We start from the raw sequence: 25,168 nt of genomic DNA on the forward strand, positions 1-25,168 counted from the left end.
TACCAACCTCTTTTCAACCCAAATTTTATATATGCATTAGACTAATAATGTGTTCTCTCAATTGCTCAAAAGTCACTTTTACTTTTTCCTCATTTCCCCTTCGTGCATTTGCTTTTAACTTAAATCCCATCATCACTAGTTCATCAAATTTAGAAATAACTATAGAGTTATTTATAATCTCTGCTATCTTCTCAATTTTGATTAGATCATTATTTGCCTCATCCATTTTTTCAACTAATCTTCTTAATTCTGTGTTTAACTCTGTGCTTCTATTTATTTCATTCGAATTTTCGAAATTTCTTTTCTCTTGTAATTCATGTGAATTAATATTCACTTTTCCTCTCTTTACTAGTCTGAAAGCCGCTGTAAAACTAAATGTGCTTCCTAGTCCCATATGACTTTCAACGCAAATCCCTCCCCCCAATATTTCAACCAATTGTTTTGAAAATGCAAGTCCTAATCCAGTTCCATTATATTCACGGGAATAAGAATTATTTAATTGACTAAAACTTTTAAATAATAAATTCTTATCTTCTTCACTAATTCCTATTCCTGTATCTTTAACTAAAAACCTTAAAATAACCTTTTCCCCTATTATCTGCTCTTTTTTTATTATTAATGAAATTATTCCTTCATCTGTGAATTTTATTGCATTGCTTATCAAATTATTAAGTATTTGTTGTAACTTTTCAGAATCTCCATACAATAAATCCGGAATTTCATCTGAATCTTTGTATTCTAGGGTAATTCCTTTTTTTCTTACATCGTATGAATAGATTTTAAGTGTGTTATATATCAAATTTTTAAGATTAAAATTCGATTCCCTCAATTCCATTTTTCCTGCTTCTGATTTTGAAAAATTCAGTATCGCATTCACAATATTAATCAATGAATAAGCACTATCTTTTGCAATTAGAAGATTTTCTCTCAATTCATCTTTTAACTCACTATTCATTAATGTAAGCTCAATCATCCCTATAACACCATTAAGTGGCGTCCTTATCTCATGACTCATATTTGCAAGAAAATTGCTTTTTGCTTTATTTGCTGCTTCTGCTTCTTCCTTTGACCTTATAAGAAGATTTCTCATCTCTTCCTCTACTCTTTTTCTCTCAACTCTTTCATGCAAATCCTTAAGTTCTCTTTTTACAACCATTCCAAGACGTGCCATTTTATCCTTCATGATATAATCCTTGCATCCAGCACGCATGGCTTCAACAGCTGTCTCCTCCCCAATTTCACCTGATACTATAATAAATGGTATATCTAACTTTGTTTCATTTAATATTTTCAATGCTTCAATAGAATTAAAATTTGGCATTACATGATCAGATAGAATTATGTCCCACTCCTTACAATTTAACGCCTTTCTTAAATCTTCTGCATTTTCTATTTGCTCATAGTCTACATTGAAACCACTTCTTTTAAGTTGTGCTACCTCAAAATTCAAAGAGGCTTTTGAATCTTCTATTATCAAAACTCTAATATCATTTATCATAGGCTTCACTCCATGAAACTAATTTTAAATCATTCATATTTTTACATCATATCAAAATCTATGTTTTTAATTGAATTATTTACTAAACAGCTTTTAGTTTCCCTTAATTTAAATTTTGAAACTTGATCTTTCAACATCTCTGCTTGAGATGCCAACTCTTCGCTTGCAGATGCACTTTCTTCTGCTGTCGCTGAATTAGTTTGCACTACTGCTGATATCTGAATAACTCCTTGATTAATTTGAGATATTCCTTCTGCCTGTTCATTTGAAGCTACTGCTATTTGATTTATGAATTCAGCAACCTTCACAGTATCTTCTACAATTTTATTTAGTGCTTCAGATGTCTGTTTTGCTATCTTAGTTCCCATTTCTGCCTTTCTAATAGCGCCCTCAATCATCTCTGCAGTTTCCTTTGCAGCTTTTGCAGATCTTGCTGCCAGATTTCTAACTTCCTCTGCAACCACTGCAAAACCTTTTCCATGCTGTCCAGCCCTTGCCGCTTCAACCGCCGCATTTAAAGCTAAAATATTAGTTTGAAATGCAATTTCATCAATAACTTTTATAATCTTATATATACTTGTTGAAGCATTGTTTATATCTTCTACCGCTATTTTCATTGCTTTCATTTGCTCATATCCTTCTTGAGCATTTATTTTTGCGCTAACAGCAATTTCATTAGCATTTGTGGAGTTCTCTGCATTCATTTTTGTTTGGGCAGATATCTCTTCAATAGATGCTGTTAATTCTTCAATGGAGCTAGCCTGTTCCATAGCCCCTTCTGAAAGTGCTACACTTGAATCAGAAACTTGTTTTGCCCCTGCTGAAACTTGTTCTGTTGCTGAATTTATATTGCAGATAGTATTATTTAATTTTTCAGCCATTCTTTTAAAAGAAAGAGCCAATAATCCGATCTCATCTTTGCTCTCTATATTAACACTTATATTGAAGTCTCCATCTGCAATTTTATCTGCTATTCTTATTATCTTATTAACTGGTCTACTTATAGATAAAGAGATAAATACTCCTGTTAGTATTGATAAAATTACTCCTATAATTAATATTATTGCTGTTAATAATGTTGTGTTATCTGCTGTTTTGCTATTACCATCCGAAGTTTCTTTAGCTATCTTTAGTTTTAAATCTGTATATGTTTTTAAATTTGACTGTAACTTTTCTAAAACTGGTTTTCCCTCTGAATATAAAATATTAATTGCTTCTTGATTTTTATTTTGATTCTTTAGTTGAGTTATTTTACTTATAAGATTCATATATTCTGATTTAGAAACCTTTATCTCCTCAATAGCCTTTTTTCCTTCAATAGTTAATGTTGTTTCTGACAATTTATTTAAGCTATAATCAAACTTATCGCTATTGTCCTTAATTCCACTAATATAATCTTGAATTTCCCCTGTATTATCTGAAAGCAAAATGTCTCTAGTATTAGCTCTTATATTATTAAAGTCATTTGAAACCTCAATAACATCTCCCAATGGCTGAGTCATTTTATCATATAATTTAGTATCAAGATCACTAATTTTATTTATATTAGAAATGCAATATATCCCCGTAATACCTGCAATAAAAGCTGCAAATAAGAATCCCAGAAGTATTTTTAAACCTATTTTCATATTTTTGAACCATTTCATAATAATGTCCTCCCTCTATTGTTCAATGTTATTTAGGGTTTCAGCATCCTCATCGTTTATTAACTTATTACAATCTAAAATTAATTTAACTTGATTATCTATTTTTCCTATCCCCTTTATGTACTTATTGCTAACTTTGCTTAGATTAGGTGGAGGTACAATGTCTTGATCTGGTATTATTAGAACCTCAGAAACACTATCAACAATAAGACCTATTGATAAGTCATTAATATCTATTACGATTATACAAGTCCTATCATTATACTCCCTAAAATCCTTCTTAAATCTTAATCTCACATCCATCACCGGAATTATTTTTCCTCTTAAATTAATAATTCCTCTTATATAATCTGGAAGTTCTGGAACCAAAGTTATAGGTTGTATTCCAATAATCTCTGTAACATTATTTATTCCTATACCATAAGATTCATCATCAAGTATAAATGTGAGGTATTTTCCCTTCTGAGTATCTTCTTCCATATCTGCATTATCATTAATTATGTTTGTATTCATGCTAACACTTCCTCTCTTCTACTAGAAATCGATACTAATACTTTCCAAACTCTGTGTCATCTAAATTAATACTAATTTTTTTTCTTATATTAGATGTTTGTCCAAATTCTCTCTCCTCTATGGCATTTTCTAGCCTTGATGCTTCCTTTTCTTCTATGCTGTCTAAAAATATTTTATTTGAACTTCTCTTTTTTAGATTGAATTGAGCAACCCTTTGTTTCAAAGTTTCTGCCTGGCTAGACATTTCTTCACTCGAAGAGGCAGTTTCTTCGGATGTCGCAGAATTTATCTGAGTAACTCTCGATATTTGTTCAATCGCTTCATTTATTTGTGATACTGCAGTTGCCTGTTCGTTACAAGATGCTGCTATTTTTCTTACTATCTCAGAAGTACTACTGATATCTTTAACTATTGAATTTAGTGATTCTGCTGTATTGTTAGCTATTTGAGTTCCAGAATTCACTTTTCTTATTGACCCTTCTATCAAAGCTGTTGTTTCTTTAGCCGCATTTGCACTTCTACCTGCAAGATTTCTAACCTCTTCAGCAACTACCGCAAATCCCTTTCCATGCTGTCCTGCCCTTGCGGCTTCTACCGCTGCGTTAAGAGCCAATATATTAGTTTGGAAAGCTATTTCATCTATCACTTTTATTATTTTAGAAATATTTTCAGATGCTTCATTAATCTCATTCATAGCCTTTAGCATAGTACTCATTTCTGTATTTCCATTAATAGCATTCGTTGTTGCTTTTGTAGCCAGCTCATTAGCTTCATTAGCACTTATAGCATTTAATTTTGTTTGTTCTCCTATCTCTGAAAGCGAAGCAGTTACTTCCTCCACAGCACTTGCTTGTTCCGCAGATGCTTGCGATAGGTTTTGGCTTGCATTTGAGACTTGTATTGATGCCGAAGCCACCTCATTTGCTGATATATTTATATCAGTAAGTACTTGATTAATTTCTTGTACAGATAAATTTAAAGCGTTCATTATATTTCCATAATCACCTTTATAAGAATTCTCAATGCGAACATTGAGATTACCTTTTGACATCTCTTCTAAAACACTTTTTATTTCTCCTATTGGCTTAGCAAAAGCATCAACAGCTTTATTTATTATACTTATGAGTTCTTTAAAGCTTCCTGTATATTTTTCACTTTCACCTCTAATATCTAAATTTCCTTCAGCCGCTGCTGAAAGAACCATTATTTGTTCATCAACAACTTTAAGAATATTAGATTTTAATCCATGCAGACTTTCATTTGCAATTCCGTATCTTCCAGACAATTTTTCAAGCTCAACTGAGAAATCTCCTTCTGAATAAGATTTTAATACTGCAAATATTTTTATTAATACATCTATAGATATCCACATTCCATCATTAACACTTTGAGCCATTTGCCTATATACTCCATCGAATTTTGAAACATCTATTCTATCTCTTGTATTACCTAATTTAAATGTATCATTCATCCAATTAACTTCTTTAACAAATAAATTTAAAGTATCAATTAATGTATTCAGATTGTTCTTTATCTTATTAAATTCACCTTGGTATTCATTTTTAATCTTTTCTGGTACATCCCCATTACTTATCCTTTTCACGTAATCAGCTGTGATATTAATAGGTTCAACAAACGCATCAATTACATCATTAATTCCATCAATCATTTTAGCCCATGATCCATTAAACTTGGATGAATCTATCCTTTTTGCTAAATTTCCTGATTTAATTTCATTGGCTATATTAATCTGTTCCTTAGATATATTTAATAAATTATTTCTTAAGTCTTCTATATGCTCATTTACTAATCCATACCTTCCTGGGAATTTTTCAAGCTCAGCTGTAAAATCTCCTTTTGAATATGATTTAAGCACTGCAAATAACTTAATAAATACTTCTATCGATATCCATGTAGTATCATTAATACATTCCAACATTTCTTTATAAGAGCCTTGAAATTTTGTAGCATCTATTTTATCTCTTGTATTCCCTAATCTAAAGCTTTCTTTGAACCAATGAATATTTTCCATTACATTATTGAGATTATCTATAAGTTTATTAATGCTTATTTTTATAACATTAAATGATCCTATTTCCTCCCTAGTGTATTTCTCATTGAATTCTCCTTTACTTATCTTTTCTATGTAATGTGAAGTTGCTCTAATATTCTTTATAAACACATTCATTGTTGCTAAACTCTTCCTATGTACATTTCCCCATGCCCCTGAGTATTTTGATAAATCTAAAGCTATATCAAAATTACCTTTTTTAATGCAATCTTCAATTAAATTAGAATCATCGATCAGATTATTTATATTTTTTTGTATCTGTTTAAGTGAATTAGCTAGATCCCCGAATTCATCAATAAAATCTACCTGTATATCTTCGTCAAATTCTCCGTTAGCAATTTTCCTTGCAATATTATTAATTTTTCTTATATGTTTGTAGATGAAATTTATTAGTAATAATCCCATGATTACTGTGATTATTATAGAAAACAGTAATATTATTATCATATTAATTCGCATTTCTTTTATATCTGCCACGTTTCCCACTCCGATATTAAATGCGGCAAACAAAGCAATTTCCATAGCTATAATACCTGTAAATATTAACCCAATTTTATTTTTTATTTTCAGATTACTTACCTCAAACATCTTAATCCATCCCATCTAATAAAATTTACTCTTATGATGTTATCTTAAATTTCAAGTTAATTTCCTAATGCTTTCAATTACATGCTTATATTAAAGTTTTATTTTCTAATATTTCTTTCAATATTTAATAGTTGTTTAGATACAATGTCCTCCCTGAAAGGTTTTACTATAAAAGATATAGCTCCTGCTAGCATAGCCTCCTTAACTTGGATTTCATGCGATAATGACGAAATTACTATAATCTTTGCATTTTCATCTATTGACTTAATGATCTTTATTGCCTCTACTCCCCCAAGTTCTGGCATGGTCAAATCCATTGTCACAATATCTGGTTTTAATAAATTATATAGTTTTACGGCCTTTATACCAGTATCAGCTTCACCTATGATCTCAAATCCGCAATTTTGTAAAATAGATTTTAAAGCGAGTCTCATAAATTCCGCATCATCTACTACTAAAACTCTTTTCATATAATTTCACCCCCATGAAATGCTATAAAAATACCACTTTTCCTTTAATTTTATTTTAAATGTTTTTAAAATTGGTTTGTAGTACCACAAGTCATGTAGTATCATGCAAATTGCACAATTAATTTGTATAAATATGCCGATTGCATTTTTATTTAAAATCTACTTCATATAGATGACATTTATAAGGATTTTCACCATGAATAGTCCCCTAATCTTTACAATTGCAATTTAAAAATTAAACTAATAAAGTTTACACACAAAATTTTATTAGTTTAATTAAGATTAGCTTTATACATTGTTCATGTATTTGTAAAATGTTATAATTTATATTAGAATCTACAAGCGGTTAATCTGTGTTTTCATTAGATTTAATAAATATTATTTGTCTATTTTTCACGAAAATTTAATATATTGCTTATTTGGGTAAAGAGAGGGTTCGAATATGACAAGAGTAATTATTGCAGAAGACCAGAAACTTTTACGAGAAAGTTTTAAAAACATAATTGAAAATAACAGTGATATAAAAGTTGTAGCTTGCGCTACTAATGGAAATGAAGCTTATGATCTATGTAAAGAATATATGCCTGATGTTGTTTTAATGGATCTGTCTATGCCTATATGTAATGGTACGGAAGCTACAAAACTAATAAAAGCAGAACTTCCATCAGTTAAGGTACTAGTTTTAACTGCATCTAATGATAAATCTGATGTCACAGATGCTATAAGTAATGGTGCTGACGGATATATCTTAAAAGATATAAGTACTGAGGAACTTATACTATCTATAAAAAGCACCTCACTAGGGCTTGGCATAATTACTAAAGATATCTTAAGTCCTATGATATTAAATCTGCGTAAAGAAAATAAAAAAGCTAAGAAAAAAATTATTGATATTAATGGTATAAATATCTCATTAACTGAAAGAGAACTAAAAATAGTATCTATGATTGTTGATGGAAAAGATAATAAAGAAATTGCATCATCTTTATTTATTGCTGAAGGTACTGTTAAAAATATTATTACAGAAATAATTTCAAAGCTTAGTTTAAGAGATCGTACTCAACTTGCAGTTTATGCTGTAAAAAATGGACTAGTATAAATAGTCCATTTTTATTTTAACATATCGCAAATAACACTAGGTATATTTGAAATAGCCACTTGCTTTTCAACGGCTCCAATTTCAAAAGCAACTTTTGGCATACCATATACAACAGAGGATTTCTGATCCTGCCCTATAGTTCTTGCCCCTGCTCTTCGCATTGACATAAGCCCTACTGCTCCATCATGCCCCATTCCTGTTAGAATAACTCCTATAGCATTTTTTGACGCCACCTTAGCCACAGATTCGAAAAGCACATCTACAGATGGACAATGTCCATTAACTTTATTACCTTGAATAGTTTCTACAATGTACTTATCCGCAGCCTTCTTAAGTTTCATATGTTTATCTCCTGGTGCTATCAAAACTTTACCTGGCTCAATGGTATCTCCCGTCTGAGCTTCTTTAACAGTAAAATGCGTTTGCAAATTCAATCTATCTGCAAACATCTTAGAAAATACTGGTGGTATATGTTGTACTATAATTATCCCCGGAATATCTTTGGGAAGATTTTTTAATAGGTTATAGATAGCTTCTGTTCCTCCAGTCGATGCTCCTATAGCAATCACTTTATTTCTAACATTTATGCTCTTTTCCATTCCCCTATTACTACCACTCTTTGGAATTTGCCCTAAATTAGCAGATAGATTTACATTTACTGCTCCTCTAATTTTGATTATTAACTCATTAATAAAAATTTCAAATCCATTAGGAGTTCTAGCATCAGGCTTACTTAAAAAGTCTACTGCTCCTGCATCCATAGCATCGAAGACTACATCGCTTATAGAACTTACAACTATTATTGGAATTTTATATTGAGGAAGAAGCCTTTTAATGAATTCTACACCATTTAATTTTGGCATTTGCACATCACAAATCATAACATCGGGATTTAATTCTAATAGTTTATCTCTAGCATCATAGGGATCTACCGCTTTTCCAACAACCTCTATATTAGGTGCCGTTGATATTCCTCTTGATATTGCTTCCCTAAATACTATACTGTCATCAACTATTAAAACTCTAATTGATCTCATTAACTTCACCTTCTTAGCCCTTTAAATTATCTTAAGATAAGTCTATTCCTTTCTATATACAGATGGCATTATATACTTAAATCCAGCTGTATCACCACTTAGTGATTCCGAATGCCCTATAAAAAGATATCCACCGTACTCCATGCTGTTATAAAATTTACGGATTAGCTCATTCTTTGTTCTATTATCAAAATAAATCATTACATTTCTACAGAAAATAACATGGAACTTTTTCTTAAATGGAAATACATCCTCCATTAAATTAAATTTTCTATATATAATTTCATTTTTAATATTCTCTGAAAATACGAAATTTTCCTCATCGTATTTTTTTAAATAAATCTTCTTCCACATCTCTGGTAAGGGTGCGATTTGTTCTTTATGATATATTCCATTTTTAGCAATGCTTAATACCTTTTCGGATATATCTGTGGCTAGTATTTTTTTATCCCACCATAACTTTTCTTGTTTAAAGAATTCGCTTAATATCATAGCAATAGTATATGCCTCTTCTCCAGAGGAACATCCTGCTGACCATATTCTTAAATCTTTGTCTCTTACTGAATTAATCAAATAAGGAAGTACTTTCTCCTTCAAGTAGTCAAAATGTGTTTTCTCACGCATAAAATATGTATGATTTGTTGTAATTTTATTGAGCAGTGTACTAACTGCCTTTCCACTCTTATCAGAAACTACATATTGATAATATTGAGAAAAATCTTCTATATTATGCTCTGCTAACACATTATGGAGCCTTCCAATTACCAACATTTTTTTTTCCTCCCTGAGATTAATCCCATAGTTCTCTTTTATATAGTTGGATAATTGAGCAAATTCTTTTTCCGTAATTGAAATCATATAATCACCTTATCTCTAATATTTTCCAAATTCATTATCGTTAAGTATTATTTTTTTAGAATTTGATATTTTTCTCTCTAAGTGTTTATCTCTTGTTTCACTTAAATCTCTTGTGTTTTTACTAATATCATCATGAATACTATGGTTCATATAGCTATTGTCCAAGCTAGTCATTGAACTTCTAGCACTTGCTAATTTAAACATTTGAACTTGTTCCTTTAAAACTTCTGCCTGTCCTGCTAGTTCCTCACTTGCAGCTGCGCTTTCTTCTGAAGTCGCTGAATTGCTTTGTACAACTTGTGATATCTGTATTATTCCTTGTGATATTTGTGAAATTCCTGTAGCTTGTTCTTCAGATGCATCTGATATACCATTAATTATTTTTGCAACCTCTTCTATATCACTAACAATACTTTCGAGCGCATCTGCAGTTTGATTTGCTATATTGGTTCCATCTTGAATTTTAACAATTGATTCCTCTATTATTTCTGTAGTTTCTTTAGCTGCCTTTGCAGATCTTGCTGCTAAGTTCCTAACTTCTTCAGCTACCACAGTAAAGCCTTTCCCATATTGACCTGCTCTAGCAGCTTCTACCGCAGCATTTAAAGCAAGTATATTGGTTTGAAATGCAATTTCATCAATCACCTTGATAATTCTTGATATATTATTAGAAGAGACATTAATTTCATCCATTGCCTTAAGCATTAATTTCATTTCATTATTTCTTTTCCCCGCATTTGTTTTAGTACTATCTGTTATAATATTAGCCTTTTTAGCATTTTCAGCATTTACTGATATTTGAGAAGATATTTCTTCGATAGAAGCTGTCAATTCTTCAACAGCACTTGCTTGCTCTGTAGCCCCTTGCGATAAAGCTATAGTTGAGTCTGCTATTTGTCTAGATCCAACTGTAACTTGCTCTGCCGCAAATCCTATCTGACCAATTACTTCATTTAATCTATATTTCATTCTTTTCATTGATTCTGATAATATTCCAATTTCATCTTTTGAATCATTAATAATCTCTACATCTAAGTTCCCTTTACTAATTTCACTTGTTACAGTCATAAGCTTCGCTATAGAGTTACTTATAGCTTTTGAAATAATAATGCCAAGTGATATGGCTATAATTATAGCTACTATTATTACAACTATCATAGTCACAACAGCATTATTAACCTCTGCAGAATACTCATTTGATTTACTAAAGCCTGCTGATTCCTTTAATTGGAACAGATTATCTACAGAATTATTTATTTGGTCAGATAGTTTTTGTGTTGAATCCTGCCCCATTAAAGCAAGCGCTTCATCATTTTTACCTGAAAGAGATAAATCTATAATTTTATCTTTTATTCCATCATATTTATCTAACATCGCATTAAGATTATAAAATTCAGTTTTTGCTTCCTCACCTTGAATTGACTCTTCAAATTTTTTCAAACTCTCCTGAATCTTTGCATCGTAATTTTTTATTCTATTAACATAATTACTCATGTCTCTTCCATCTCTATACATTGTAATATTATTCAAATTTATCTTAAGTCTTTGAAATGATATGGATACATTAGCAATATCAGCAATTGATACTCCATAATCTAAATATAAGCTAGTATAGTTCTGATCCACTTTTTTTATTTTTGTAATTCCTATAACACCAACTATTCCAGCTAATAAAGCCACTACTATGAACCCAATTATTAATTTTGCTCCAACCTTTATATTGTTTAACCACCTCATATTCTTTCCCTCCATTAACCACTTATTTTAATTAAACTTAAGTTTTTAATATCTATACTGTTGTCATCAATCCATCCATGTCAATTATTAGACTTATATTTCCATCTCCCAAAAGAGTACATCCAGCTAAATCCTTAATATTTCTAATATTCTTTATATAATCTGGGAGAGCTTTAACAACTACTTGTTGTTGTCCTAATAACTCATCTACTAAAATGCATACCCACTTTTCATCCTGCTCTATCATTATTAGAATTCCATCTGACAATTTATCTGTATCAGTTCTTATAGAAAAATGCTCGTTTAATCTAAGTATAGGATAGCATTGACCTCTAACCATAATAATCTCATTATTATCTGGATCTTTTATAATATCACTTTCTTTCGGTCTAAAAAATTCTTTTATAGAGCTAGTTGGAAGAGTGTATCTGGAATTTCCAACTCTTACATTCATTCCGTCTATAATTGCAAGAGTTAATGGTATCTTAATGGTGATACTTGTACCAAATTCCAACATACTATCTATACTAACCGTTCCCCCTATCTTTTCAATATTTTTTACTACAACATCCATCCCTACTCCTCTGCCACTAAATTCTGATACAGCTTCTTTAGTGGAGAATCCCGGTAAAAATATCAAATTAAATATTTCTTTTTTACTCATTTCACTTTCATCTTTAGTAAGTAATCCATTGTTTCTTGCTTTTTCTAATATCTTTTCTTCATTTAGACCCTTTCCATCATCTTTTACTATAATTAGGACATCGCTACCTGCATTTTTAGCCTCTAACACCAAATTTCCTACTTGATGTTTTCCTTTATCAATTCTTTCTTCTACTGTCTCTATTCCATGATCAATAGAATTACGAACTAAATGCATTAAAGGGTCTGATATATGTTCAATTATATTTTTATCTACTTCTGTTTCTTCCCCTATAATCGTTAATTTGACTTCCTTATCCATTTTCTTGCTCATATCTCTGACTATTCTATTCATCTTTTGAAAAGTTGCAGAAAGCGGAACCATCCTTATTGACATTACTGTATCCTGCATTTCTGCTATAATTTTCCGAAGTTGCCTTGCTGATTTTTGAAAATTATCAATTTCAAGTCCAATTAAATCTGGATTTTGTGTAACCATTGATTCCGAAATTACTAACTCCCCAATAAGATCCATAAGCCTATCTGCCTTAGCTACACTTAGACTTATAAATCCTTGATGAGAAGATGTTTTTTCAGTTTTCTTTTCTTCTTCCTTCTTACTACATTCTTTTTCTATCGCAACTTCTTCAATAACTTCTTTATTATCTAAAAAGGCGTCATCGTCTTCCCCCATTAAGCTAATATCAAGTGCACTTAAAAAAACAGTTTCATTCAGAATTGTTTTTACATCCTCTAGATTTAAATCTGAAGAAAAATATATTTTAAACCCATTCTTCCTGATTTCTTCACAGGCTTTTTCATCATCGTCTATTATATTTTCTGGTGAGCTACATATTATTTCAGCTACTTCTGATAGTTTATGAAGAATACCAAAACACCTTATGTTTTCCATTCCGCAATCTTCTGAAAATTGAATTTTAGCTTTGTATTTTTGATTAGATGCGTCCCTTTTACTTTTTGCGCTGGTTATAAAAAATTTTTGCTGCTCAAATTTATTCTCATTAGGAGCTGTATCACTATCAATTGTTTCTATTCCTTTGAGTTCATTTAAAAACTCCTTTATGCTAGTAATTTTATTTGCGCAATCTCCATCTGGTGTATTTCCTTGCTGAATTTTAGAAATTTCGCCTTTGATAAAATCAATTGAATCTAATACAATATCGCTTAATATATTGTTATCAACTTCATCCGGATTATTTTCTCTAAGATAATAAAACAAATCTTCAACAGAATGAGAGAGTCCAGAAATGTTATTAAAAAGCATCATAGCTGATGATCCTTTGACTGTATGCATAATTCTAAATATTTCATCTATCGAATTTGAGAATCCATTTTCTTTTTCTCCATCAATAACTAATTGTTCTAATTGTTCTATAAGCTGAGTTGTTTCAAAAATATACATATCTAACATAGATTCATTTATAAAGCTTTCCGACATCTTAATTCCCTCCTTTTTTGCATATTTCTTATATAAAACGTTAATCTCTCTATATTCTATATTAAATTTTTTATTACAATCTTTTAAGTCACTTAAGTCATTGATTTTGATGCAAAATGCACTACTATACTACACATAAATGCAAATTGCACAAAATATCTTGAATTTTATATAAAAAGAGCATTCAATCTATATAGATTGAATGCTCTGAGTTAGCTATATGTAAAATTTCTTATTAATCTCTTAGCTCTTATCTAGTTAATTTGATTTCTCCTCTGTAGGTACTGGGTATTTACGTACCACAAAAATTTCCACTCGTCTATTTTTAGCTCTTCCATCCTCTGTTGCATTAGATGCTTTGGGCATATGCTCTCCATAAGCCTGTATTGATATCTTCTCCTGATTAATACCACCTGTACTAACCATATAATTTAACACATTTATAGCACGCATAGCACTTAAATCCCAATTTGAACGAAACTTCCCGTTATTAATCGGCACATTATCAGTATATCCTGCAACTTTGATTTCATTATCCAAACCATAAAGCATATGTGAAATTTTTAAAAGCAGTGGTGATACATCTTTTAGTACATCTGCTTCACCTGAATTAAAAAGTACAACATCTTGTATAGAAATTGCCAATCCCTCATTATTAAGATCAACTTTAACTTTATCAGAATAGCCCTCTTCTTTAATTTCCGCTTCTATCATCTTTTTAATTTCAGTCATTTTATCTTCTTCAGCCTTATTATCACTGATACCAGACTCCTCCATAGGAATTGCAGAGTTACCATCTTGATGCATAACACCAGATCCACCAGCAAATATTATATTAAATTCTTTAGCCATTGACTGAAGTTTTGCCTTATCTGTTTGTCCCATGGCAAACATAACGATAAATAGTGCTAGTAGAAGTGTTAACATGTCTGAATATGGAAGAAGCCATGCTTCATCTACATGCTCTTCATGATGTTGCTTTTTCTTACTCATCACTTTTCTCCTTTTAACTAGTTATCATTATTATTTTCTTCAAATCTTATTCTTTGTTTTGGCTCAAGCATTCCTACTAGCTTTCTTTCAATACTCTTTGGATTATTTCCTGCCTGAATAGCTAAAATTCCTTCAAGCATAATATTCATATTTTTTATTTCTTCTTGGGATTTTCTTTTTAACCTATTTGCAAATGGATGCCATATTAAATATCCAGTAAAGATACCATAAACAGTTGCAACAAAGGCTGATTTTATACTTTCTCCAAGCTTTTCAATATCATTAAGATTTCCAAGAGCACCTATTAATCCTATAACAGCTCCTAAAACTCCAAGTGTTGGCGCTGTACCACCTGCTGTTGTAAACGCTGTAGCACCAAGACGGTGTCTATCTTCCATACTCTCAATCTCTATTTCTAGAACTTCTTTTATAAGATCTGGTTCTAAACCGTCAACCACCATTTCTAATCCCTTTTTCATAAACTTATTTTCTAAGCCTTGTATAGTACTTTCAAGAGATAGTAATCCATCTCTTCTAGTTGTCTGAGACATCTCTACAAGCTGTGCTATAATTTCAGCTGGATCTTCTTGCCCCTTAGCACTAAAAAGAACACCAAAAATCTTAGGAAGCTTAGTAAACTCTCCTTTTGGAAAAGAATTTAGCAAGGCTATTACAGTACCACCAATGATTACCAGCATCGCTTCAGCACTCATAAGTACTTGAAGACTTGCTCCCTTTTCTAGCATGGCTGCAACTACAATTATTAAACCTCCAATAAGACCAATTACTAAAAATATATCCATGTTTGTCCCCCTTTATTGTTCTTCGCACGTCATATGATTAAATGTTATCTTTTTATTAGCAATATAACATATAATTACATTTTTTGTCGTTTTTCTTAATCATTTGGAATCTACAACCTATAACTATAATACCATAATCTTGAGCAATCGAAAACTATATTTTGACATATTATATAACATAAATTCTATATATTCTGACCTTATCACATCTTTATTTTCCATTATTCATTTAATTTGTTAAACATGCTAAATTTAAGTTAAAATCTATTTATCAGCATTATCTTTATTGTCGAAATAGAGTTCGCTTTCTGTTATATGAATACAAAAATGCTGCTTTAATACATGGATTATTTAAAAATCTATACTAATTTTATTCAATATAAAACAATTACAAACCTTACTAAACAAAAAAGTAGGTATTGGAGCACTTTACTAATTCATCAAACACTAATTACTACCCCATTATAAATTAATGTACAATTCATCTACGGTTAATAATCACTTAAAGCAATTAAAATCTTTTATATGAATTGTACATCTATTTCTTCATATTTAATAACTAAAATTCTTAGAAATTATATTTTAAATTTCTCTATGGTCTCTTCTAATTTCTTTGCTAGAGTAAGCTGTTCTTTTGCATTAACTGAAATATTCTTCATAGAAGAGATTGAATTACTCGAACTATTTTCTATGCTGTTAGTGCTCTCAGAAGATCTTTGAGACATTTGGGCCATATGTTGAACCGCATCTGATACTTGACTTATTACTTCATTAATTTCCTCAGACATTCTTGCTAATTCGGAGGACATGGAATTTACGAAGTCTGCATCCTTATAATACTGCTTTCCTATATGCGAAAATTCCTCAAACTGTTTATTTACATCCACATCCATGAACTGTAAAAGTTCATTACTACTTAAAGATAGGTCATTGAAAGATTTTTCTACTTTTCCAATAACTTTTTTAACATTTTCAACTGCTTCTGAAGATTGATCTGCAAGTTTTCTAACTTCTTCTGCCACTATAGCAAATCCTCTTCCTTGTTCTCCTGCCCTCGCAGCTTCTATTGCAGCATTTAATGATAACAAGTTTATTTGCTCAGCTATTGCAGAAATAGCATTGGCCATAATCCCAATCTCATGCACTACCTTTCCTTCTTCAATAGCTTTAATAATCTTTTCTTCCTTCTCACGATATACTTTACTTATAGATTGAATTGCCTTATTACTACTATTCTCTACGGTATTTGCCCGTGCTTTTATATTTGTGACATTACTTGTTCCATCCATTGCCTTTTCAGATAATATATTAACGGTCAAGTTTACTTCTTTTACAGATGCAGATATCTCCTCTGCAATTGCACTATTTTCTTGAACACTCGTATTTATTTTCTTTGTTTCTTCATTTACTGCAATTAAATTACTACTTATTTCATTTACAGATATAGTCAAATTTTCACTGGACGAATTTATATTATGTATATTTTCAGTTATTGCACTTATAAGTTCACGTACATTTTGCTGTGCCCTATTCAAAGTATCTGCTGTTTGTCCATATTCATCATATCTCTTTAAAACTAAATCCTCTGAAAAATCGTAATTCGAAAGTCTAGTTGCTAAATTCTTTATTTTAAATAACACTTTTGATGAATCTCTTGATATTGCTATTCCAACAAACAAAGTTATTAAAACAGAGAAAATTCCCAACACAATAAATTGAATTTTAGTAAAATCTATAGATTCCTTCATGTTGCCCTGAGTTTCACTTGCTGCTTTTTCCATTACATCTGTTATCTGATTTATATCCTCCCTAGATTCAGCAAACTTTTTATTAAACTGTTCCTTATTTTTTACCTCTCCTGTATCTACATCAAAACTATCTAACCAGCCTTGATAATTGCTTTGAAATTCATCATAAAGTTCAAACACATTTTTGTTGCTTTCATTATGTTTAATATCTTGCAAAGATGCCTTAATTGGAATTAACACATTTATAGCATTGCTTGTTCTATCTTTTGCCTGACCTATGTTATCTTTTAAATCTTTCATATTCTTATTCTTATCAGGTTCACTTATGTTCGTATCACTTAAATTATTCTGAGCAACAAGAGCCTGATACATATCTCTATCTGCATTTAGTATGAGGCTATTTACCTTATATAATTTTTCATAATACATATCTGTTAATGTACCATAAGTATTTGTGATTTTTAGTATTCCTTCTATAGACAAGAATATAACCGCAATTAATGGTATTATTACCATCAACATTAACTTTGTTCTAATCTTTAAATTCTTCAATAAATCCCCTCCCTTTAACAACAAATTTCTTATTTTTTATTTTCAAATCTCTTTTATTTTTCAATAATATTATTATTGAAATAAAATATAGTTATTAAATTCTACACAATCTTGCTAATTCCTTTCTATTTTTGTATTCCATTTAAAAAATTTGGTATTTATAATCTTATATAAAGTTATTAATCAGCTAATTCTTTTTAACATTAATTTATAAACCAAAATAGATAAGTTTAAAGGAGTTATTGATAAAATCAACAACTCCTTTAAGCTTATCTATAAACTTACCTATTTTATAATTCTTCTCCATTTGTCCTTATGACATTTTCATACCAATAATAGCTATCCTTCTTATAACGATTCATTGAAGCGCCTTCTTCTTCTTCACGATCTACGTAAATGAAACCATATCTTTTTTGATAGCCATTCAACCAGCTTAATAAATCTGTTATAGACCATGTACAATATGCAATCACTTCTGATCCCTCATTAATAGCTTCTTTTAATTCTTCTATATGCGCCTTCAAGTACGCTATACGATAGTCATCATGAATTTTATTATCCTCAGTCTTTTTGTCAAATGCACCTAATCCATTTTCAGAAATAACTATTGGTAAATCATATCTACTTGTAATAGTTCTACAGCACATTCTTATCCCCATAGGATCTATTGTCCAATCCCAGTCTGTAGTTTTTAAATATGGGTTTGGAGGATTTTTAAATAATCCAGGAGTTCCACTAACTTGTGCTGATCCTTTTTTTCCTGTTGTATTCATTTCAGCCATTCCAACGCCATCAATTGGGTTATACTCAACAACCGCTGTTTGGTAGTAATTAACTCCCATAAAATCTACTTGAGCTGCTGCCTTCATAAGTTCCGCATCCCCATCTTCAAATACAGGTGCTACCCCTTGACCTTGTAGATATTTTAATGCAGCTTTTGGATATCTTCCGTATGCATAAACATCCATCCACCAAAATGATTGTAAATCATCATAATCTGCTTTTGCTATATTATTTACTGGATTGCAGTCTATTGCATAGCTAGGTGAAAACGCAAAGCTTGCCCCTATCTTACCATCTGGCACTATTTTTCTAAAAGCAAGCACTGCTTTTGCATGAGCTAAATTTGCATGATGATTTACTTGATAGAACATCTTTAAATCATTCTTCTTTCCTGGTGGATGCACTGCCATTACCCATCCAAGACTTGTAAATATGTTTTGTTCGTTTAATGTTATCCAATACTTTACTTTATCTTTATAGCGTTTAAACAAAGTAATAGCATAATTCTCATAATCATCAATTATGTTTCTACTTTCCCAACCATTATATTCTTCCTGTAAAGCTATAGGTAAATCCCAATGATATATTGTAACCATTGGCTCTATTCCATATTTTAGACATTCATCAATTACATTGTCATAAAATTCTAATCCCTTCTCATTAACTTCACCTTTTCCTTTTGGATAAATTCTTGGCCAAGATATAGAGAATCTATATGTTTTTAATCCCATTTCCGCCATTAATGCAATATCTTCTTTATATCGATGATAATGATCAACAGCTACATCACCATTTGTTCCTTTGAATGTTTTTCCTGGAATTCTTACAAACTCATCCCAATTACTTCTTCCTTTTCCATCCTCTTCTGCAGCCCCTTCTACTTGGTATGCAGCAGATGCACTTCCCCATAAAAAATCATCTGGAAACCCATGCTTTTCTTTAAAATACATTCCTTTATCCTCCTACCAACAAACTTTCTATTATATCTTTATTAAAATTCTTTCAACAAAATACTATCCTTATTATTAACGACTACTTACAACTCTAGACTACCACAAACTTATTGCACTTGTCCATATAATTTATAACTTTTATTTTAAAATGTAATGTCATTTATTTAATAATAATATTATTTAATACGCTTTTATAAAACTCTACTATCCTATATATGTTGTGATAGTAAATTTACATTTAAGTCTCTGGTAAGCTACAAGCTGCGTTATTAATATAATTTATAAGCTTAATCGCAATATATATTAATTTTTCAAAATACAACTTATGGATTTTTTAATATAATCCATTTACTTCAATATAATAAAATAATCCTATGCAAAATTAATAATACATAATTTCGGCATAGGATCATATTTGCTAAGACCTAGTAGTTTTCCTACTATCTTCACGTGGATTTTTAAAGCTAGGAGGTGTTGGCTCAGGATTGTCAAAATACCTTCCAGGAGTTGATAAGTCAAAGTATAATCTAGAATCCTTTGTTACACCAAAATCTTTATTTGATGCTCTATCTTGCACCTTATTTAATGCTTCTCTAAATAGTGCATTATGAGCTTCTTCTCTATTTAATAGAAAATCTATTGTCTCTTTTACGTATTTATCATTAATTTGACGATATAGATATTCATATACAACCTTTGCTCTTTGCTCAGCTGCTATATCAGATAATAAGTCTGCTGCAATGTCTCCTGTAACATTAACATAATCTGCAGTCCAAGGATGTCCTGATGCATTAATAAGTCCTGGCGCAAGACCTGTCAATACGTGAGTTTCTATTTCTCCTCCAGGAGTTTTAGTATAATCAACTTCATGTCCATTTAGTAAATTTATAGTTTGTGCTACCATTTCCATATGACTTAATTCTTCAGCTGCAATATCTAAAAATAAATCATGAATTTCAGGATCTTTTACCCTAAAACTTTGTGAAAGGTACTGAAGTGCTGCCTTTAACTCACCATTTGCACCACCTAGCTGTTCTTGCATTAACACAGCATATTGTGGATTTGGTCTCTCTACTTTTACATCTCTAAGTAATGGTTTTTCGTGTTTAAACATTGTACTTGCCTCCATTCATCTCAGTTAAAATTATTTACAAAGTTAGTATTCAATAATCCAATGCTTATTATTCAAAACTCTAAATACATAACTGTAATAAATTTACATTTAGCATTCTAGAACGTTAGCTCTTTTAATAAAATTACACTACAAAAACTAAATTACAAAATATATAACGCTTTTCTATTTGATTTAATTTATATTTTTTAATTTATTAAACAAAAATACCTGCATCTCTGCAGGTATAAATTTATATTTTTTTATTTGTAGCTTACTAAAATTAAAACATATAATTTTTAAAACTTCAGAAATATGTTTATCTCTAAATTGTTATCAACTCATATTCCTTACTGCCTAAGCCTAATTCCACAGCATAGTCAATAGCAACTTTCCAATCTGTTTCTGGGCTAACATTAGTAAAGTGATCATTGTGCTTACAACCGCTCTTTTCAAGAAGGCTACCTTTCATAACTGGCTGCTTATTTACTGCGTCTGCACAGGCTACATCTAATGCTACTGGATCAAAGGATGCAAACATACCTACATCTGGAACTATCGGTACATCATTTTCTGCATGACAATCACAATATGGTGATACATCAATTACCAAGCTGATATGAAAATTTGGTCTTCCATTTAATACTGCCCATGAATATTCAGCTATTTTCTTATTTAAAATATCATTTGATTCATCTGATGCTGGCATAACCGCATCCATTGGACAAATTCCTATGCAACGACCACATCCAACACATTTGCTATGATTGATGAGTGCTTTTTTGTCTGTTAAACTTATTGCACTATGTGCACAGTTTTTAGCACACATACCACAGCCAACACATTTATCTTCATAAACGCTAGGTTTTCCACTACTATGCATTTCCATTTTTCCTGCGCGCGAACCGCATCCCATACCTATATTTTTTAAAGCGCCTCCAAAACCTGTTAACTCATGTCCTTTAAAATGATTTAATGAGATGAATATATCTGCATCCATAATCGCATGACCTATTTTAGCTTCTTTTACATATTTCCCACCAGTAACTGGAACCAAAGCTTCATCAGTTCCTTTTAAACCATCTCCAATTAATATATGGCAACCTGTTGAAAACGGACTATATCCATTTTCATATGCTGAATTTAAATGATCTAACGCATTCTTTCTGCCTCCTACATATAGAGTATTGCAGTCTGTTAAAAATGGATTTCCTCCTAATTCCTTAATAGTATCTACCACAACTTTAGCAAAATTAGGGCGCAAAAACGCTACATTTCCTGGCTCGCCGAAGTGAATCTTAATTGCTGCGTATTTCTTTTCAAAATCAATTTGATCAATTCCTGCACTCTTAATTAAACGTTTTAACTTTTGTAGCAAATTTTCCTTAGCTGTTGCTTGCATATTAGTAAAATATACTTTCGATTTTTCCATTTTAAGTCCCTCCAAATTATTTATAAGCTAATGTACTAATTTAATTATAGATTTTAGAGTTAACTCTAAGTCAATACATATAGTAAAAAAATCTGGTAAAATGAAAGGTTAATTTCTTGTCGGAAAGGGTAAATTCATCTTAGCCGAAGTTAGTCTTGCACTATTTTTTGTAAAATGAAAAAGTAATACCCATTAAGAAAACTGGTAATGTTAAAGCGGGAGAAATTGTTTTAGATATTAAATAATTATTGAACGCGAAATAATATTTAACTAAATATATAAGAAACTTTAGCTGCTATTATTGTAAATATAGAAAATCACGACATTTTATTATTAATTGTCGTGATTTTTTAATTTGCTCATTATAATATTATTCTATATGATTATTTTCTATTCTTTTCAATCCATTCAACTGCAAAATCTACAATTTCTCGTTGTCTCATGAATCTTACATCCGCATTCCCTATTTTTGTATTTTCAACTCTATACTTTTTCTCAAAATCAATTCCTATATCTATAAAATCTTCACCATCAACATATAACGTTGAATACGTAACCCATTTACGCTCGCCATCTTTCATCATTGCACAACTGTTTTTCTCTATATGCTTTGATGAATAATCAGCTCTTTCATCTGCTAAATGAATAGATGTATTTTTATCATATCCAGTTCCCAATAGTAATACATATCCATCTAAATCATATAATTTCCCTATTGGAGAACTTTCACCAAAAATATCGCTTAAATCATGGTTGTTTATTAAATATTGTGCATTTTTTCCCCATGCAGCAAAAGACCTTACAGGATGATCACTTCTTAAAACACCTGGCCACTTTCTAAACATTTCTGCTACTGCTCCCATTGAATTTGTTGGAGTAATATCCTTATCATAAGCCGGCCAATTATCTCTTATAATATCCCACCATTCTATTGGTTCCTCCCAATGTACACCATATGCCGGATCCATGTTTTTCCATGTCTGTGTAGGTATAATTATAGTTCCATATTTTCCAACTAGCTCCATTAATGCTTCAATTATGATTTGTGGGCCTCCACAAACAAATCCAAAGCTTTTCATTGAAGTATGAACTATAATATTTTGTCCACTTTTTATACCAAGTTGTTGCAGCGCATTTACTATATCTTTTTTAATTACAATTTTTCTATCACCCATACCCTTTCCCTCTCAACTTTAATATTTAATTTTTATTATCTCTTCTATATTTCATAGGCGTGCAACCTACTATATTTTTAAATAGCCTATTAAAAGTTTTAATGCTATTAAATCCACAGTTATAGGCTATCTCTGCAATAGTTTCATCTTCCTCAATTATACGCCACTCTGCTTTTTTAATTCTATAATTATTTAGATAATCTAAAAATGTTACCCCAGTATTTTCTTTGAAAAACTTTGTAAAGTAATATTTACTAAAACCTATAGATTTTGAAATATCATCTAAATCAATATGCTCTTGATAATTACTATCCACATATTGAAATACACTATCCATTTTCTTTAATCTTTCCTTTTCACGGCTTAGGTCTTCAGATGAATATGCTTGCTTAGGTATATATCTAAGTAGTATACCTGCCAGATCATATAATCTAGCTTTTATTATTAACTTATATCCTTCCTCAGCCTTACTATATTCATTGATAATCTCATTTATGTGCCTCTCCATTAGTGCATGAATTTCATTCCCCATGGTTAAATGTATTGATTGATTCCACATAGGTTTTATTATTTTAGCATCTTTTGTTCCTGAAAGAAAATTATCATATATGGAAGTTCTAAATTGTATTACAGCTCTATTACTGAAATTCTTTTCTTTAAAAAAACAATGTATTTCTCCACCACCAATTATAAGTATGTCCCCTTGTTTTAAATTATAAGTATCTCTATTAATACATGCCTTTAGTGTACCTTCCACAAGATAAATAATTTCTATATCTTCATGCCAGTGATGTGGTGTATTAGAATATCCATCATTAAAAAACAATCTAAAAGGAAATTCAGATTCTAATACTGTTTTTTCAAAACTCCCATGCATAAATATCTCCTCCAAAATAATTACAATTAAGCTTCTTGATTAATTTCTATAACTCTATCACTTTCTTCTTGATAACTGATTCACGAATACTCTCCATAAGCTTAATAACCCTCATTACCTCTGTATTCTTTACAAGAATTTCTTCTTCTCCTCTTATAGCTCCCATAACATTTCTATAAAAGTCCTTAACATCAGAATTAACAATTTTAAGTGCTTCTTCTTTAATTGTTTCCTCTGTCCTAGGCGCCATAGTTTTTGTTAATCCGGCAGCTGTTCTAATAGGAATTGCATCATTTTTACTGCTATCAGTAATACGAACGACTTTGCCTCTTAAATTCCAATCATCTATTACAGCTGTGCCATTTTGACCTAACACATACCAGCGCGGTAAATTTATAAAATTACTTGTTCCAACTTCTACAACGTAAATTAATCCGCTTTCAAATTCTAACTCAGCAGTAAATCCATCATCCACAAGTTCATTGGTAACATGAGTAAATCTAGCATATACTGATTTTATCCTTTCATTAATCATCATGCATGCCTGGTCAATAATGTGAACACCCCAATCTAAAAGCATTCCACCACCATGTTCTTCTTCTTGTCTCCAATCACCTGGTATGCCACGAGATCCATGTACTCTAGACTCTATTCTAAAGACATTTCCTAAGATAGCTTCATCATATATCTTTTTTACAGTTAAAAAATCCTCATCCCAACGTCTATTTTGATGAACAACCAAAACTTTATCCATTTCTTCTGCTATATCTACCATCTTCTTAAATTCTAAAGATGACATTGCTGCTGGCTTTTCACAAATTACATTTTTGCCAGCTTTTAATGAACTGATTACTATCTCTTTGTGTACATCATTTGGTGTTGCACATAAAACGATATCTACTTTCTCATCTTCTAAAAGCTCTTTAAAAGAATTATACGGATTTATTCCATGCTCTCTAGCAAACGCTTGTCTATCTTCTTTAATATCATAAGTACCGCAAACAGTCAAATTATCAATTCCTTCAATTAGCTCACGATGCCAATTTCCCATGCCTCCCAATCCAACTATTGCTAAATTGAACATCTCATTACACATTGTTTTATTTCTCCCTATCAAATTTTT

Annotated in this window: 19 protein-coding genes; 1 reads left to right on the forward strand and 18 read right to left on the reverse strand. The window is 30.8% G+C overall.

Annotated elements, in window-relative coordinates; translation table 11 throughout:
- Positions 1-25: 25 nt before the first annotated feature.
- The 5 genes from F3K33_RS24595 to F3K33_RS24615 all read right to left on the reverse strand — a co-directional run bounded on the left by F3K33_RS24595 (position 26) and on the right by F3K33_RS24615 (position 6,786).
- The gene (locus F3K33_RS24595) at positions 26-1,498 is read right to left on the reverse strand and encodes a hybrid sensor histidine kinase/response regulator (RefSeq protein ID WP_039772996.1); all 1,473 of its coding nucleotides are present in this window, start codon (positions 1,496-1,498) and stop codon (positions 26-28) included.
- A 41-nt stretch (positions 1,499-1,539) separates the two neighbouring features.
- A complete protein-coding gene (locus F3K33_RS24600; RefSeq protein WP_039772998.1) occupies positions 1,540-3,144 on the reverse strand; it encodes a methyl-accepting chemotaxis protein in 1,605 nt (534 codons plus the stop codon).
- Between the two features lie 15 nt (positions 3,145-3,159).
- Positions 3,160-3,657 (reverse strand): chemotaxis protein CheW, encoded by a 498-nt coding sequence (locus tag F3K33_RS24605; protein ID WP_012060974.1) that lies wholly within the window; start codon positions 3,655-3,657, stop codon positions 3,160-3,162.
- 34 nt (positions 3,658-3,691) lie between these two features.
- Positions 3,692-6,316 (reverse strand): methyl-accepting chemotaxis protein, encoded by a 2,625-nt coding sequence (locus tag F3K33_RS24610; protein WP_039773000.1) that lies wholly within the window; start codon positions 6,314-6,316, stop codon positions 3,692-3,694.
- A 98-nt stretch (positions 6,317-6,414) separates the two neighbouring features.
- Positions 6,415-6,786 (reverse strand): response regulator, encoded by a 372-nt coding sequence (locus F3K33_RS24615; protein ID WP_023975972.1) that lies wholly within the window; start codon positions 6,784-6,786, stop codon positions 6,415-6,417.
- 442 nt (positions 6,787-7,228) lie between these two features.
- Between F3K33_RS24615 and F3K33_RS24620 the strand changes: the two genes are divergently transcribed.
- Positions 7,229-7,885: a response regulator gene (locus F3K33_RS24620; protein WP_039773002.1), complete on the forward strand. Its 657-nt coding sequence runs from the start codon at positions 7,229-7,231 to the stop codon at positions 7,883-7,885.
- 11 nt (positions 7,886-7,896) lie between these two features.
- On the opposite strand, the gene F3K33_RS24625 is transcribed toward F3K33_RS24620, so the two are convergent.
- The 13 genes from F3K33_RS24625 to F3K33_RS24685 form a co-directional block, all read right to left on the reverse strand.
- Entirely contained in the window at positions 7,897-8,922 is a 1,026-nt protein-coding gene (locus F3K33_RS24625; protein WP_017212172.1) for a protein-glutamate methylesterase/protein-glutamine glutaminase, read from the reverse strand.
- 42 nt (positions 8,923-8,964) lie between these two features.
- Positions 8,965-9,780, reverse strand: coding sequence for a CheR family methyltransferase (locus F3K33_RS24630; protein WP_039773005.1), 816 nt, complete (start codon positions 9,778-9,780; stop codon positions 8,965-8,967).
- 15 nt (positions 9,781-9,795) lie between these two features.
- A complete protein-coding gene (locus F3K33_RS24635) occupies positions 9,796-11,517 on the reverse strand; it encodes a methyl-accepting chemotaxis protein (RefSeq protein ID WP_039773007.1) in 1,722 nt (573 codons plus the stop codon).
- Between the two features lie 52 nt (positions 11,518-11,569).
- Positions 11,570-13,618, reverse strand: a complete 2,049-nt coding sequence (locus F3K33_RS24640) for a chemotaxis protein CheA (protein WP_039773009.1) — start codon at positions 13,616-13,618, stop codon at positions 11,570-11,572.
- A 258-nt stretch (positions 13,619-13,876) separates the two neighbouring features.
- Positions 13,877-14,611: a flagellar motor protein MotB gene (locus F3K33_RS24645; protein WP_039773011.1), complete on the reverse strand. Its 735-nt coding sequence runs from the start codon at positions 14,609-14,611 to the stop codon at positions 13,877-13,879.
- 17 nt (positions 14,612-14,628) lie between these two features.
- Positions 14,629-15,414: a flagellar motor stator protein MotA gene (gene motA / locus F3K33_RS24650; protein WP_039773013.1), complete on the reverse strand. Its 786-nt coding sequence runs from the start codon at positions 15,412-15,414 to the stop codon at positions 14,629-14,631.
- 575 nt (positions 15,415-15,989) lie between these two features.
- Positions 15,990-17,714, reverse strand: coding sequence for a methyl-accepting chemotaxis protein (locus F3K33_RS24655; protein WP_039773015.1), 1,725 nt, complete (start codon positions 17,712-17,714; stop codon positions 15,990-15,992).
- Positions 17,715-18,004: 290 nt separating this feature from the next.
- Positions 18,005-19,447 carry a glycoside hydrolase family 1 protein gene (locus tag F3K33_RS24660; RefSeq protein ID WP_023975981.1) on the reverse strand — a complete coding sequence of 481 codons (1,443 nt, stop codon included), beginning with the start codon at positions 19,445-19,447 and terminating at the stop codon, positions 18,005-18,007.
- 421 nt (positions 19,448-19,868) lie between these two features.
- Positions 19,869-20,564 carry a manganese catalase family protein gene (locus F3K33_RS24665; RefSeq protein WP_023975982.1) on the reverse strand — a complete coding sequence of 232 codons (696 nt, stop codon included), beginning with the start codon at positions 20,562-20,564 and terminating at the stop codon, positions 19,869-19,871.
- 322 nt (positions 20,565-20,886) lie between these two features.
- A complete protein-coding gene (locus tag F3K33_RS24670) occupies positions 20,887-21,993 on the reverse strand; it encodes a DUF362 domain-containing protein (protein WP_012060987.1) in 1,107 nt (368 codons plus the stop codon).
- 383 nt (positions 21,994-22,376) lie between these two features.
- Positions 22,377-23,168, reverse strand: a complete 792-nt coding sequence (locus F3K33_RS24675; RefSeq protein ID WP_039773017.1) for an AAC(3) family N-acetyltransferase — start codon at positions 23,166-23,168, stop codon at positions 22,377-22,379.
- Positions 23,169-23,193: 25 nt separating this feature from the next.
- Positions 23,194-24,045 (reverse strand): AraC family transcriptional regulator, encoded by an 852-nt coding sequence (locus F3K33_RS24680; RefSeq protein WP_023975984.1) that lies wholly within the window; start codon positions 24,043-24,045, stop codon positions 23,194-23,196.
- A 46-nt stretch (positions 24,046-24,091) separates the two neighbouring features.
- A complete protein-coding gene (locus F3K33_RS24685) occupies positions 24,092-25,141 on the reverse strand; it encodes a Gfo/Idh/MocA family protein (protein WP_023975985.1) in 1,050 nt (349 codons plus the stop codon).
- Between the last annotated feature and the right edge of the window lie 27 nt (positions 25,142-25,168).

Source organism: Clostridium beijerinckii, from assembly GCF_008705175.1.
Taxonomy (GTDB): Bacteria; Bacillota; Clostridia; order Clostridiales; family Clostridiaceae; genus Clostridium; species Clostridium beijerinckii.

Excerpts from the sequence above, each read along its gene's own strand:
- F3K33_RS24595 (WP_039772996.1), bottom strand. The coding sequence starts at position 1,498 with ATGATAAATGATATTAGAGTTTTGATAATAGAAGATTCAAAAGCCTCT.
- F3K33_RS24600 (WP_039772998.1), bottom strand. The coding sequence starts at position 3,144 with ATGAAATGGTTCAAAAATATGAAAATAGGTTTAAAAATACTTCTGGGA.
- F3K33_RS24605 (WP_012060974.1), bottom strand. The coding sequence starts at position 3,657 with ATGAATACAAACATAATTAATGATAATGCAGATATGGAAGAAGATACT.
- F3K33_RS24610 (WP_039773000.1), bottom strand. The coding sequence starts at position 6,316 with ATGTTTGAGGTAAGTAATCTGAAAATAAAAAATAAAATTGGGTTAATA.
- F3K33_RS24615 (WP_023975972.1), bottom strand. The coding sequence starts at position 6,786 with ATGAAAAGAGTTTTAGTAGTAGATGATGCGGAATTTATGAGACTCGCT.
- F3K33_RS24620 (WP_039773002.1), top strand. The coding sequence starts at position 7,229 with ATGACAAGAGTAATTATTGCAGAAGACCAGAAACTTTTACGAGAAAGT.
- F3K33_RS24625 (WP_017212172.1), bottom strand. The coding sequence starts at position 8,922 with ATGAGATCAATTAGAGTTTTAATAGTTGATGACAGTATAGTATTTAGG.
- F3K33_RS24630 (WP_039773005.1), bottom strand. The coding sequence starts at position 9,780 with ATGATTTCAATTACGGAAAAAGAATTTGCTCAATTATCCAACTATATA.
- F3K33_RS24635 (WP_039773007.1), bottom strand. The coding sequence starts at position 11,517 with ATGAGGTGGTTAAACAATATAAAGGTTGGAGCAAAATTAATAATTGGG.
- F3K33_RS24640 (WP_039773009.1), bottom strand. The coding sequence starts at position 13,618 with ATGTCGGAAAGCTTTATAAATGAATCTATGTTAGATATGTATATTTTT.
- F3K33_RS24645 (WP_039773011.1), bottom strand. The coding sequence starts at position 14,611 with ATGAGTAAGAAAAAGCAACATCATGAAGAGCATGTAGATGAAGCATGG.
- motA (WP_039773013.1), bottom strand. The coding sequence starts at position 15,414 with ATGGATATATTTTTAGTAATTGGTCTTATTGGAGGTTTAATAATTGTA.
- F3K33_RS24660 (WP_023975981.1), bottom strand. The coding sequence starts at position 19,447 with ATGTATTTTAAAGAAAAGCATGGGTTTCCAGATGATTTTTTATGGGGA.
- F3K33_RS24665 (WP_023975982.1), bottom strand. The coding sequence starts at position 20,564 with ATGTTTAAACACGAAAAACCATTACTTAGAGATGTAAAAGTAGAGAGA.
- F3K33_RS24670 (WP_012060987.1), bottom strand. The coding sequence starts at position 21,993 with ATGGAAAAATCGAAAGTATATTTTACTAATATGCAAGCAACAGCTAAG.
- F3K33_RS24675 (WP_039773017.1), bottom strand. The coding sequence starts at position 23,168 with ATGGGTGATAGAAAAATTGTAATTAAAAAAGATATAGTAAATGCGCTG.
- F3K33_RS24680 (WP_023975984.1), bottom strand. The coding sequence starts at position 24,045 with ATGCATGGGAGTTTTGAAAAAACAGTATTAGAATCTGAATTTCCTTTT.
- F3K33_RS24685 (WP_023975985.1), bottom strand. The coding sequence starts at position 25,141 with ATGTGTAATGAGATGTTCAATTTAGCAATAGTTGGATTGGGAGGCATG.